Origin of the sequence: Haloferax litoreum (assembly GCF_009674605.1) — an archaeon.
GTDB lineage: Archaea > Halobacteriota > Halobacteria > Halobacteriales > Haloferacaceae > Haloferax > Haloferax litoreum.
Genome location: NZ_WKJO01000001.1, coordinates 1,100,716 through 1,113,995 on the forward strand (window position 1 = coordinate 1,100,716; position 13,280 = coordinate 1,113,995).

General features: G+C 60.0%; 4 protein-coding genes, 2 tRNA genes and 3 rRNA genes. 6 read left to right on the plus strand and 3 right to left on the minus strand.

What is annotated here, in order from left to right:
* The first annotated feature begins 45 nt into the window (after positions 1-45).
* The 5 genes from GJR96_RS05705 to GJR96_RS05725 all read left to right on the plus strand — a co-directional run bounded on the left by GJR96_RS05705 (position 46) and on the right by GJR96_RS05725 (position 5,406).
* Positions 46-1,518, plus strand: a 16S ribosomal RNA gene (locus GJR96_RS05705).
* A gap of 95 nt (positions 1,519-1,613) precedes the next feature.
* Positions 1,614-1,685: transfer RNA gene (locus tag GJR96_RS05710), tRNA-Ala, on the plus strand.
* 213 nt (positions 1,686-1,898) lie between these two features.
* A 23S ribosomal RNA gene (locus tag GJR96_RS05715) occupies positions 1,899-4,810 on the plus strand.
* Positions 4,811-4,918: 108 nt separating this feature from the next.
* Positions 4,919-5,040: ribosomal RNA gene (gene rrf / locus GJR96_RS05720) — 5S ribosomal RNA — on the plus strand.
* Together the 16S, 23S and 5S rRNA genes with 2 tRNA genes alongside form the textbook arrangement of a ribosomal RNA operon.
* A 289-nt stretch (positions 5,041-5,329) precedes the next feature.
* Positions 5,330-5,406 (plus strand) — tRNA-Cys (locus GJR96_RS05725).
* Positions 5,407-5,558: 152 nt separating this feature from the next.
* On the opposite strand, the gene GJR96_RS05730 is transcribed toward GJR96_RS05725, so the two are convergent.
* Positions 5,559-9,131, minus strand: a complete 3,573-nt coding sequence (locus GJR96_RS05730) for a tetratricopeptide repeat protein (RefSeq protein ID WP_151162054.1) — start codon at positions 9,129-9,131, stop codon at positions 5,559-5,561.
* Between the two features lie 200 nt (positions 9,132-9,331).
* On the opposite strand from GJR96_RS05730, the gene GJR96_RS05735 reads away from it, so the two are divergent.
* Positions 9,332-10,186, plus strand: coding sequence for a hypothetical protein (locus GJR96_RS05735; RefSeq protein ID WP_151162055.1), 855 nt, complete (start codon positions 9,332-9,334; stop codon positions 10,184-10,186).
* A gap of 9 nt (positions 10,187-10,195) precedes the next feature.
* Here the strand turns inward: GJR96_RS05735 and GJR96_RS05740 are convergent, their stop codons facing one another.
* On the minus strand, positions 10,196-10,417 hold the full coding sequence (locus tag GJR96_RS05740; RefSeq protein ID WP_151162056.1) for a hypothetical protein: 222 nt from the start codon (positions 10,415-10,417) through the stop codon (positions 10,196-10,198).
* A 173-nt stretch (positions 10,418-10,590) separates the two neighbouring features.
* Complete coding sequence (locus GJR96_RS05745) at positions 10,591-13,176, minus strand: heavy metal translocating P-type ATPase (protein WP_151162057.1); 2,586 nt, start codon at positions 13,174-13,176, stop codon at positions 10,591-10,593.
* Positions 13,177-13,280 lie beyond the last annotated feature (104 nt).

Here is a 13,280-nt window from a genome sequence, read left to right on the forward strand (position 1 = left end):
TTCACCCGCCAACACCCCGCGACCAGGTTTAAATGGTCGCGACCCATTCCGGTTGATCCTGCCGGAGGTCATTGCTATTGGGGTCCGATTTAGCCATGCTAGTTGTACGAGCTTAGACTCGTTGCGGAAAGCTCAGTAACACGTGGACAAACTACCCTACGGAGAACGATAACCTCGGGAAACTGAGGCTAATAGTTCATAGGGGAGTCGCGCTGGAATGCCGACTCTCCCAAACGCTCCGGCGCCGTAGGATGTGTCTGCGGCCGATTAGGTAGACGGTGGGGTAACGGCCCACCGTGCCGATAATCGGTACGGGTTGTGAGAGCAAGAGCCCGGAGACGGAATCTGAGACAAGATTCCGGGCCCTACGGGGCGCAGCAGGCGCGAAACCTTTACACTGTACGCAAGTGCGATAAGGGGACCCCAAGTGCGAGGGCATATAGTCCTCGCTTTTCCCGACTGTAAGGCGGTCGGGGAATAAGGGCTGGGCAAGACCGGTGCCAGCCGCCGCGGTAATACCGGCAGCCCAAGTGATGACCGATATTATTGGGCCTAAAGCGTCCGTAGCCGGCCACGAAGGTCCATCGGGAAATCCGCCAGCTTAACTGGCGGGCGTCCGGTGGAAACCACGTGGCTTGGGACCGGAAGGCTCGAGGGGTACGTCCGGGGTAGGAGTGAAATCCCGTAATCCTGGACGGACCACCGATGGCGAAAGCACCTCGAGAAGACGGATCCGACGGTGAGGGACGAAAGCTAGGGTCTCGAACCGGATTAGATACCCGGGTAGTCCTAGCTGTAAACGATGCTCGCTAGGTGTGGCACAGGCTACGAGCCTGTGCTGTGCCGTAGGGAAGCCGAGAAGCGAGCCGCCTGGGAAGTACGTCCGCAAGGATGAAACTTAAAGGAATTGGCGGGGGAGCACTACAACCGGAGGAGCCTGCGGTTTAATTGGACTCAACGCCGGACATCTCACCAGCTCCGACTATAGTGATGACGGTCAGGTTGATGACCTTACCACGACGCTATAGAGAGGAGGTGCATGGCCGCCGTCAGCTCGTACCGTGAGGCGTCCTGTTAAGTCAGGCAACGAGCGAGACCCGCACTTCTAATTGCCAGCAGCAGTTTCGACTGGCTGGGTACATTAGAAGGACTGCCGCTGCTAAAGCGGAGGAAGGAACGGGCAACGGTAGGTCAGTATGCCCCGAATGAGCTGGGCTACACGCGGGCTACAATGGTCGAGACAATGGGTTGCTATCTCGAAAGAGAACGCTAATCTCCTAAACTCGATCGTAGTTCGGATTGAGGGCTGAAACTCGCCCTCATGAAGCTGGATTCGGTAGTAATCGCATTTCACAAGAGTGCGGTGAATACGTCCCTGCTCCTTGCACACACCGCCCGTCAAAGCACCCGAGTGAGGTCCGGATGAGGCTGTCACACGACAGTCGAATCTGGGCTTCGCAAGGGGGCTTAAGTCGTAACAAGGTAGCCGTAGGGGAATCTGCGGCTGGATCACCTCCTAACGACCGAGACCACCCCGACGGGGTGGCTCACACGCGATCTTCCGAGTTCGAACACCATCCGTTCGGACACCTTAGAACTACTAGGGCTAACACGGGCCCATAGCTCAGTGGTAGAGTGCCTCCTTTGCAAGGAGGATGCCCAGGGTTCGAATCCCTGTGGGTCCATGGTAAGCAATGTTCAACCCTCGTTGAATCGTGCCCCTTAAGTGTGGGACGGCGATACGAAGGAATGAGCATTGACGACTGATGCACCAACCCGCGCAAGCGTGGTTGGGAAGGGTCGAAAACGCGCCAGAAGACTACTGGGCGTTTGATGAAACCGTGTGTACGTGCAATCCAGGCGTCCACTGGACCCGTTCTCCGGGTCACAGTGACTATATCAACTGGCTACTGTGCCAGCTGGTGGATAGCTCGGCTCGAGAGCCGATGACGGACGTGCCAAGCTGCGATAAGCCTCAGGGACCCGCATGGAGGGAAAGAACTGAGGATCTCCGAATGGGAATCCCCACGCAATTGCCTTGCGCAATGGGGAACGCTCCGAATTGAAACATCTTAGTAGGAGCAGGAAAAGAAAGCAATCCGCGATATCGTGAGTAACGGCGAGTGAAAGCGACACAGTCCAAACCGAAGCCTTCGGGCAATGTGGTGTACGGACTACCCGTAACGGACCTGGATCTTACACGAAGTCTCCTGGAACGGAGCGTGATACAGGGTGAAAACCCCGTAGTGTAAGAAAAAGGTCCCGGGGTTGTTCCAGAATAGCGGGGGTTGGATATCCCTCGTGAATTACGCAGGCATCAACTGCGAAGACTAAACACTCCTCGAGACCGATAGCGAACAAGTAGCGTGAGCGAACGCTGAAAAGCACCCCGAAAAGGGCGGTGCAATAGGGCTTGAAATCAGTTGGCGATAGAGCGACGTAGCATACAAGGTCGCACGACGAATGAATTGGAAGCGATTCCATAGTAAGACTCGTGCGAAGCCGATGTTACGTCGTACGTTTTGAAAAACGAACCATGGAGTGCATCTGACTGGCGAGTCTAAGGGGTGAACCCCCGGAGGCATAGGGAAACCGATACGGCCGCAGTCTTTGACCAGGGCCACCGTCTTCAAGGGCGGGGAGCCAACCGGATGCGACCCGAAACCAAGTGATCTACGCCGGAGCAGGGTGAAGCGTGGCGAAAGCTGCGTGGAGGCCCGTTAGAGTTGGTGTCCTACAATACCCTCTCGTGACTCTGGTGTAGGGGTGAAAGGCCCATCGAACTTGGCAACAGCTGGTTCCAACCGAAACATGTCGAAGCATGACCTCTGATGAGATAGTTCGTGAGGTAGAGCGACCGATTGGGAATCCGGACTCCGAGAGGAGTTCGCTTCCCTGTCAAACTCCGAACTTACGAACGTCGTAGACTCAGGGAGTCCGGTGTGCGGGGTAAGCTTGTGCACCGTGAGGGAGACAACCCAGAGCTAGGTTAAGGACCCAAAGTATGGATTAAGTGCGATTGAAGATTGTCTCGAGCCCTAAACAGCCGGGAGGTGAGCTTAGAAGCAGCTACCCTCTAAGAATAGCGTAACAGCTTACCGGCCGAGGTTCGAGGCGTCGAAAATGATCGGGGCTCAAATCCATCTCCGAGACCTGGCGGCGTACTCATAGTACGATTCCGTAGGTTGGCATACTGTTTGGGTGGAAGCACGGGGGAGACTTCGTGTGGACCGAGCAGCAACGAAAATCATGGTCTCAGTAGCAGCGAGAGTCGGGTGTGAACCCCGACGGCCTTACGCGCAAGGGTTCCTCGGCACTGCTAATCAGCCGAGGGTTAGTCGATCCTAAGTCTATCCGTAATTCGAAATAGATGAAAGGGAAACTGGTTAATATTCCAGTACCTTCTTGCACTCAAAGTCGACGCTTTAGGAAACACCGAGCGGGGCCTTCGCCCCGTCGAATCACCGAACTTCGTGGAAGCCGTAATGGCACGAAGCGAAAGAATGGTGAGATAGGGAAACTCGGCGGTACCTAGAGCCCGTGAAAAGACGAGCAAGAAGACCGTACCGAGATCCGACACAGGTGCGCTGGCAGAGCAAGCCAAGGCCTGTCGGGAACAACCGACGTTAGGGAATTCGGCAAGTTAGTCCCGTAAGTTCGCGATAAGGGATACCTGCTCTTGATCGAGCAGGTCGCAGTGACTCGGACGCTCCGACTGTCTAGTAACAACATAGGTGACCGCAAATCCGCAAGGACTCGTACGGTCACTGAATCCTGCCCAGTGCGGGTATCTGAACACCCATTACAATGGGACGAAGGACCCGTCAACGGCGGGGGTAACTATGACCCTCTTAAGGTAGCGTAGTACCTTGCCGCTTCAGTAGCGGCTTGCATGAATGGATCAACGAGAGCGTCACTGTCCCAACGTTGGGCCCGGTGAACAGCACGTTCCAGTGCGGAGTCTGGAGACCCCCAAGGGGAAGCGAAGACCCTATAGAGCTTTACTGCAGGCTGTCGCTGAGACGTGGTCGCTAATGTGCAGCATAGGTAGGAGCCGTTACACAGGTACCCGCGCCAGCGGGCCACCGAGGCAACATTGAAATACTACCCGTTAGTGACTGCGACTCTCACTCCTGGCGGAGGACACCGGTAGCCGGGCAGTTTGACTGGGGCGGTACGCGCTCGAAAAGATATCGAGCGCGCCCAAAGATTTCCTCACGCGAGTCGGAAACTCGTGGAAGAGCGCAAGAGCAAACGGAAGTCTGACAGTGACATTCCCAACGAGTGTCGCTGACGCGAAAGCGTGGTCTAGCGAACCTACGAGGTTCATTCATGGGACCCGTAGATGACAGAAAAGCTACCTTAGGGATAACAGAGTCGTCACCGGCAAGAGCACATATCGACCCGGTGGCTTGCTACCTCGATGTCGGTTCCCTCCATCCTGCCCGTGCAGAAGCGGGCAAGGGTGAGGTTGTTCGCCTATTAAAGGAGGTCGTGAGCTGGGTTTAGACCGTCGTGAGACAGGTCGGCTGCTATCTATTGGGGGTGTTTAGGAACATGACGTGAACGTTCGTATAGTACGAGAGGAACTACGAATGGGTGCCACTGGTGTACCGGTTGTCCGAGAGGGCAGTTGCCGGGCAGCTACGCACCGCAGGGTAAGAGCTGAAAGCATCTAAGCTCGAAACCTACACGGAAAAGAAGTTCCACTGAGGTCACTCGTAGAAGACGAGTTCGATAGACTCGGGGTGTACGCAACGAGGCAACGAGTTGTTCAGCCCGCGAGCACTAACAGACCAAGCCACATTCATACGCACTGAGACCCGAGAACGGGTCCAGGCGCAAACTGGATTGCACGTACGTTAGTCAGACGCCACCGATATTGGTATCACAATGGTTCGATTCCATTGATCGGAATTAAGGCGGCCAGAGCGGTGAGGTTCCACCCGTACCCATCCCGAACACGGAAGTTAAGCTCACCTGCGTTCTGGTCAGTACTGGAGTGAGCGATCCTCTGGGAAATCCAGTTCGCCGCCCCTACTCATACTTCACCGAAAGCCCACCGGACACGCGTCCGGTGGGCTTTCTTCATTTACGGCGAGTGGATTCGCCACTCGCGTGCGGTTCGGTGCCCGTGAGCCGCAGCACTCGCGGGTCCGTCACTCGCGACTGGAACGAGTGAGCCGGTCGGTGCTGTGAGCGGCAGCACACGACGCCTGCAGGTACCACCCACCACGAGTGAGACAGTACCCCTTGAACGGGGGTTAGAACACCACACGAACCCTCACACCGTCAGGCTTAAGCACCAGACAGCGATACGATAAACTGCGCCAAGGTGGCAGAGTCCGGCCCAACGCATCCGCCTGCAGAGCGGAACCCCCGCCGGTTCAAATCCGGCCCTTGGCTTCTTCTGACTCTCCTCGACCGTACTGACGAGTCTCGTCCGCGCCCTTACAGTGGCGACACTGCGTGCACGTTGTGTTTTCAGAGAGGCCAGACTGACCACCACCGAACCTTCCTCCACAGCGCGTAGAGAACCAGTCGGGCCGAGTCCGTGCTCAGTCGAGGTGCGTTTCGAGGTTCGCTATCGAAGAGTCGTTGCCAATCTCCTCGGCGAGTTCGATCGCGTCGAGTGCCGTCTTCCGTGCTCGAACCCCTGCTTCGACGGTCGAAAAACACTCCACAGCACGTTCGAGTTTGTCGAGTGCGTCGGTGGGTCGGCCCACAGTACGGAGTGCGTCCGAGAGGAAACAGAGACACCGACCCTCGAAGACACGTGATGGTGCGACTTCCACGGCTGATTCGAGGGACTGTAGTCCGTCGTCTATCTCGCCATCTTCGACCAATGTGAGTCCATACGCGAGATGTACATGGGCTCGTGCTTCTCGATTGAGTGTCGGTATCTTGTCGACTGTATCCTCGGTGAGCGATCGGGCAACAGCTAGCTCTCCGCAATCCAGGTGGGCGCGCGCTCGAATCATTTGTGCTTCGACCAACTTCGACGTCCCCGGTTCGAGTACGTCGACTGCCGCGTCGATGTGTTCGAATACGGCGTCGGAGTCGCCCAGTTCGAGGAGTACTGCACCGAGTCCGAGATGAACGTGTCCGCGAATCCAATCGAGTTGGTCGTCGTTGAGTGAACTGGAGAGTTCCTCGAAGCGCGCTCTCGCATCGGTGACTGCGCCCTGTTCGAACTCGATTCGTGCGAGGTTGTTCGACGACGACGCAGCACCCATCGAGTCGCCGATATCGTGGCGGATATCCAGCGCTAATCGAGTGTATCGCTCGGCGTCGTCGAGCGTCCCGTCCTCGAGTTCGATGATTCCCATGAGGGAGATGCTGAGTGCTTCTCCCCATCGATAGTGAATATCTCGCCGAATCTGGAGGCTCTGTTCTGCGTGTTCGCGTGCCTCGTCGTAACACCCGAGAGACATCTCCACTTGGCCGAGGTTCGCGAGCGTGCTCGCAACTTTGGCCTCGTCACCGACGGCTCGTCGAAGCTCGAGCGCACGTTCGTAGTATTCTGTCGCAGAGTCGAGTTCCCCAAGGTGCCGCTCGATGGACCCCATTGCGTTCAACACGTCACTCCGTCCAACGTCGTCATCCACCTGTTCGAAGCGGTCGAGGGCCGCTTCTGCGGCCTCACGCGCACGGTCGAAGTCACCATGGTAGCGAGCAACTTCCGAGAGTCCGGCGAACCCGTCCGCACGCGCTCGCGTCCGTGTCTCATCGCTGAGCACTTCGCCAGTTAATTCTGAGAGTGTGCGGAACTCACGTTCTGCCCGGTCGAGTTCACCGCCGTTGACGAACATACGGGCGCGCCATCGACGGACGTCGAGTCGGAGGGCCGAATCGCACGTAGTGGGGACATCGATGTCTGAGTATTCCGTCTCAGCGAACAGTTCTGAGAGTGTCGGGTTGTTCACGCCGAGTTGGAAGACGTTCTCTACGAGGTGGTCACCCCACGACGCGGGGTCGTCGTCTATCGTTCGGATGATATCTGCGGTCCCGCCAAAGACCGATTGAACCCGCCGGCGTTCCGATTCGTCTTCGACGAGCGAGAAGAGAGATCCGAGACAGTGCTCGAACCGACGCCTTGCTCGCCGTTCGGATTCGATATCGAGGAGTCGCTGGAGGAATCGCGTCGACCACGTCTCGTGGACAGTCCGGACGCGGTCTGACTCTGTGTCGCCGAACGTGGAGTAGAGAACTGAGCGTTCGAGTTCGTCGAGTGCCGATTCGACGACCGATTCGTCGTGTGTCGATTCCGCCAGCGCGTACGCGAGGGGAACGTCGACGTCGATTCCGGAGGCGTTCAGGAGATTGACGAGGACACCGACGTCGACGGCGAGTTCTTCGTCGACCGCCAGAAGGTCCTCGTAGACACCGTCGATGTCGTCGAGTAGCGTCGTCGGGGCCGCATCGCCGTAGGTGGTGGGTTCGGCGTGCCGCGCGAGGCGATGGAAGAACAGGTACATCTCTCCGGGAGCGAGTTCGTCCTCTTCGCTAGGGAGGAACTCCTCGGGGTCGAGGTCGATTGTGCGACCAACCGTCTCTTCGAAGTGCTCGACGATGCGTTCGCGTTCGCGGGCATCGACCGGTGGGACCGACACCACGTCGATTGCCTGTGTCCGGTGTGATTCGAGGCGGGCAGACCCACGGAGGTGGCCCTCAAGCCACTCGTTTTCACGGCTATCGAGGAGGAACGTCACCCGGTCGTCGTCGGCGAACTCACGGACGAGTTCGAAGATGTCGTTGGCCTCGCTCCGCGTCGCGTCTTCTACGACGACGAGGGTGTGCCCCGGCGTCTCAGCGAGATACGCCGAGAGGTGTGCCGTGGCGGAGAAGGGTTCTCGTCGGCCGCTCTTCCGATAGAGGACAGTTCCTCGCTCGCTCTCGTACCACCGGGAGGCGACAGACATGCACACCGTACTTTTCCCGGAACCGGGCGGTCCGACGACGACGTGGTCCTCGCCGGCACGGAGTCGTGCGACCACGTCGTCGGTGACGTTCTCACGACCGTCGGGCGTTGGTCGCTCCCGGTCGAGTGCGTAGCCTTTGCGGACTTCGGCGAGGTCGAATCCGGCGCGCCAGCACGCGAGTGGTGCCGAGACGCCGACGCGGTCGAAGTACTCCGGTGAGAGGCGGACGAATCCCTGCGACTGGAGCGTGGTCGGGAGTTGTGTACCGGAGTCCTGTGTTTCACTCGCCGCACGCGGGCCGGTCTCTGTCGCTCCAGCGGGGTCCTCAGCCACGTCGGGCGAGTCACTCGTGTCTGCCCCGCCGGGAGGAGTGATTTCACTCGCGTCGATAGTGTCGCCGCCGACTGCCGTCTCGTCGGTCTCGCCGTCGAGGTCGAAGGGAGTCGCCTCGTTCCAGAGCGACTGTGCGCGGCTCCGTCCCCACCTGACGCTCTCGTCGGACGTGTTCTGAATCACACACCGCGGGTGCCTGTCGGCGTCGTAATCGACGACCGTCAGGTGCGGTGTTCCGCCGACGACACCGAGCAGGAAGGAAAACGGTGGGACCTCCCCGGTGCGAATCGCGCAGTTATCCACGGCGTGAATCGTCTCGAGGAGGAGCGGAGACTCTCTCCACATGGCTGTGACGACAGGTTCGGGCGCGAGGATGCGACACGAGTGCCCGTCTGCAATCCATCGCGTCAACCGTTCCATGTAGGCGTGGTTCGGCCGTCGAGCGAAGACGAACGTGCCGTGACTCGTCGACGCGAGTTGAGCGCTGAGTTCCTCGATTGGACGGTCGGGAGACGTACTGACCGTCTGTTGGACGTCGGAACCGAGGAGCACAGGGAGGGGAAGTGGGTAGTCAGCGGACTCTTTGGAGATAATCGAGTCCAGTTCGAGGAGGTCCGCGAGGTCGTCGTGACACGACTGGAAGAGTGTGAGCACGTACCTGCCCTTCAGCGAAATCGAAAAGCTCCCCTGCCGTGCGACGACGAGGCCAGACGCAGTCAGGTCACGGATGGCTCTGTCCACAGTCGACCGAGAGTAGCCGAGATAGTCGGCCAAGTCGCGTTTGTCGAGGCTATCGCTGTCTAGCGCCCGGAGAAAGTCGAACCGGTCGAAGACGAGTTCGAGATGGTCGGCCACGTGTTCGTTCTCAGATGTCATCGTACCCCAACCCGGCCGGCCTGCCCAGACTCGACCGAAGGTTTTGCTGGTACTGTATTGCACACCGGTATCAAAACCCTTGGTTGTCGGACGAATTTCCCTCAATATTCTGGGATTTAACTGCCCCACCTGCTCTGAGATTCGCGGACACACTCCGAAGAAAAGTAATCGTTATACGCCGTGTGGCCCATGCCGAAACCATGCAACGACGCGCCGCGATCATCTCCGTCGTGTTCTTCCTGGTCATCGGTGCCGGTGCATACTCGCTCATCGCGACTGCATCGACGCCGTCGATCAGTTTCGAGAACCCCGAGTACTCGCTGGCACAGGGAGACGAGTTCTCCGTCCCCGGAAGTGACCAGACGTATACAGTGTCGTCGATCACCGAGGAAGAGGAATCCGGCGGGCACGGTGGCGGCACCACCCTCGTCCGTTCCGGTGAACTCTCCTACGTGAACGAATCAGCCCGTTTCACCGAGGCGTGGGACAACGCGAGCACCGTCACGCTCGACGGCACGGACTACCGTGTCGAAATCGCCAACGTCTCCGACCCGTCCGAAGCGACGCTCGTCGAACTCCGAAACGACACGGCCATCCTGCAGAACGACCCGAACGCCGACAACGAGACGGTCACTCGTGACGGTGAGCGCTACGTCGTCGTCAACGACTCGACGCTCGTTCCCGCCGACGAATACTTCCCGGCCAACGAGACGCGCACCGTCGCCGAAGGTGACTCCTTCGACTACAACAACGAGTCAGTCACCGTCGCCACAGTCGAAACTTCGGGCGTGACCCTCGAGTGGTTCGCCGCCGAGGAGAACACCATCGGTATCGACAACGAGGCGAACGTGACTCTCGGCGACCAGCAGTACCTCGCGTACTTCCCTGACGGAAGCACGATGGTCCTGACGCAGAACTACGAGAGCTACGAAGCGCAGCAACACAGCATCGAGGAGTTCCACCTCTTCGAGAACGGCCTGTGGGGAGTCACCATCGTCTCGTTCACGACGATTGTCCTCCTCATCGGTATGGCGTTCATGCCGTCGCGGTACTGAACACGCCACTCACCGTTTTTCGCGCCCACTCGTCACGCCGAGCCACGCGAGTCCTGCCCCGATTCCGACAGCGACGACCGACCCGAACATCTGCAGTGCGATGCCGACGACACCCATCGCGGTGTAGCGCCACGGCATCCCGACGAGGGTCGCCACACCGGCGAGTGCGACGAAGAGACCGACTGCGACTACTCCCCACATCACCAACCCGGCCGTCGTTTCTCGTATCATCGTGCCTGATACTTCACCCCGTGAGAACAAAAACTGGGTGGCGTCGTGACCGGCGGGCGTGCGGGTCGAACGTCGAAACCGGTGCGAACAAACTGTCGTCTGTGGGAGTGTTGTTCGAGATGAAATAGGGGGGTTCTGTCCTCACCAGACCCAGTCGATTCTGGGTGCCCGACTTACCGGCGGAGGAAGTCGAGAAGCGAGTAGTCGTGGTCCGGTTTGTAGGTGCGGAACAGGAGGCTGTTCGCGAGCACCGACACCGACGAGAACGCCATCGCGCCGGCGGCGAAGACCGGTTGCAAGAGACCGAGCGACGCGAGCGGAATCATCGCCGTGTTGTAGCCGAGCGCCCAGAACAGGTTCTGTTTGATTTTCGAGAGCGTCCCCTCGGAGATGCGGATGGCCTTCACCACGTCCTGCGGGTCGTCGCGCATGAGCGTCACGTCGGCCGCCTCGATGGCGACGTCAGTGCCCGACCCGAGTGCGGTCCCGACGAACGCCGCGGCGAGGGCGGGTGCGTCGTTGACGCCGTCACCGACCATCATGACCTTGCGGCCGTCGCTCTGGAGCGATTCGACGGCGTCGGCTTTGTCCTCGGGGAGGACGCCGGCACTGACGTTGTCGGGGTCGATGCCGACTTGCGCGGCGACGGCGCGAGCAGTCCGCTCGTTGTCGCCGGTAATCATGTGAACCTCGGTGCCGCGTTCGCGGAGGGCGCTGACGGCGGCCTTCGCGGTGTCTTTCACTTCGTCTGCGTCGGCGACGATACCGGCGAGTTCGCCACCGACGGCGACGAGCATGGCAGTCTTTCCGTCTTCTTCGAGGGCACGGAGCGCGTCTTCGGCGGGTGCCGGGTCGACGCCCTCGTCCGAGAGGAGTTTGCGGTTGCCGACGAGGACAGTTCGCCCGTCGACAGTCGCATGAATCCCGTGCCCGGGGACGTTTTCGAAGTCTTCGGGGTCCGAGAGGTCGATGCCCCGGTCTTCCGCACCCTCGACGATGGCGCGGGCGAGTGGGTGTTCACTGTTCCGTTCGGCGGAGGCGGCGTACCGGAGGACGGCCGTTTCGTCGAGTGCCTCGTCGTCGGCGGTGACGACGCCCGACCCGTCGGCGGCGGGGCCGAGTGCCACGACGTCGGTCAGCGTCATCTCGCCTTTCGTGAGCGTCCCCGTCTTGTCGAAGACGACTGTCTCCACGTCTTTGACGCGTTCGAGGATGTCACCGCCCTTGAACAGGACGCCGTTGCGGGCACCGATGGCCGTCCCGACCATCGTCGCGGCCGGCGTTGCGAGGCCGAGGGCACACGGACAGGCGATGAGGACCGCCGAGGCGAAGACGACGACGGCGAACTCGAACGTCGAGACGCTTCCGCCCGCGATGGTGGGACCACCGGCGACGAGTCCCCACAGTGGGAGCGACTGGACGAATCCGGACAGTGCTTCGGGGAAGAGGAACCAGACGCTTCCCCAGAACAGGGCGTTGACGATGACGGCCGGGACGAAGTACGCCGAGATGCGGTCTGCGAGGTTCTGGATGTCGGGTTGGCGACCCTGTGCTTCCTTGACGAGCGAGACGATTTGCTGAATCGCCGTCTCGGACCCGACTTTGGTCGCTTCGACCACGAGGACGCCGTTTTGGTTCACCGTCGACCCGACGACTTCGTCGCCGGGTTCCTTCGAGACAGGGACGGACTCGCCGGTGACCATCGACTCGTCCACGGCGGAGTCGCCGTCGACGACGACGCCGTCGGTTGGAATCTTCTCACCGGGTCGGACCTTCATTCGGTCGCCGACTTCCACCTCGTCCAGCGGGACTTCGCGTTCGGTGCCGTCGTCGGAGACGAGCGTCGCGGTGTCCGCTTCGAGTTCGAGGAGCGTGCGAAGCGCCTCGGACGCTTGGCCCTTCGAGCGCGCTTCGAGGAAGTTCCCGAGCGTGATGAACACCAGGATGAGCGCGGCGGTGTCGAAGTAGAGACTTCCTGCGAGGAGGCCGACGAGAACGGCCACCGAGTAGAGGTACGCCGTGGAGGACCCCATGGCGATGAGGACGTCCATGTTGGCAGTGCGGTTGCGCACGATTGCCTTGTAGGAGTTGACGTAGAACTCGCGGCCGAGGACGACCTGGACGGGCGTCGCGAGGGCGAACGCAAGCCACCCCATCGGGATGCCCGTCCCCGGAATCGTCTCGGGGAGACCGGACGCGGTGAACAGTTCGAGTGCGAGCATCACCAACAGCGGCGTCGACAGTGCCGCACCGAAGAGCGTCAGTCGTTTCTGACGGCGTATCTCGTCGTTTCGTGCCACGTCGCGTGCGTCTTCACCGCTTCCAGATTCGTCTTCGTCGTCGCGGATAGGCGTGTAGCCGGCGTCTTCGACGGCCTGATACAGGTCGTCGAGCGTCACGTCGGCGGGGTTGTACGTCACGAGGGCTTCGTCGGTGGCGAAGTTGACCTCCGCGTCGACGACGCCGGGAAGCGACTCCAGCGATTTCCGGTTCGCGTCGGCGCAGTTCGCACAACTCATCCCAGAGATACCGATAGAGCGGGTCTCCGAGACGGCCTCGTACCCCGCCATCTCGATGGCGTCGTACACCTCTGCGAGCGATACCTCCTCGGGGTCGTACTCGACGGACCCCTCGTCGGTGGCGAAGTTGATGGTCGCCTCCGAGACGCCGTCGAGTGATTCGAGTGTCTCCCCGACGGTGCGCGAGCAGTTCGCGCAACTCATGCCGCGGATGTCCAGATGTGCCGTTCGGCTACTCATTACGTAGGTATACGTGCCCCTTTCTTACCTGAATTGTGCCTTACGAACTGGACAAAATCCGGACCCAAACTTTCGATTCGAAGGTGATTCTCGACATCGAGTTT

Coding starts and splice junctions, on each gene's coding strand:
- GJR96_RS05740 (WP_151162056.1), bottom strand. CDS start 10,417: ATGATACGAGAAACGACGGCCGGGTTGGTGATGTGGGGAGTAGTCGCA.
- GJR96_RS05745 (WP_151162057.1), bottom strand. CDS start 13,176: ATGAGTAGCCGAACGGCACATCTGGACATCCGCGGCATGAGTTGCGCG.
- GJR96_RS05730 (WP_151162054.1), bottom strand. CDS start 9,131: ATGACATCTGAGAACGAACACGTGGCCGACCATCTCGAACTCGTCTTC.
- GJR96_RS05735 (WP_151162055.1), top strand. CDS start 9,332: ATGCAACGACGCGCCGCGATCATCTCCGTCGTGTTCTTCCTGGTCATC.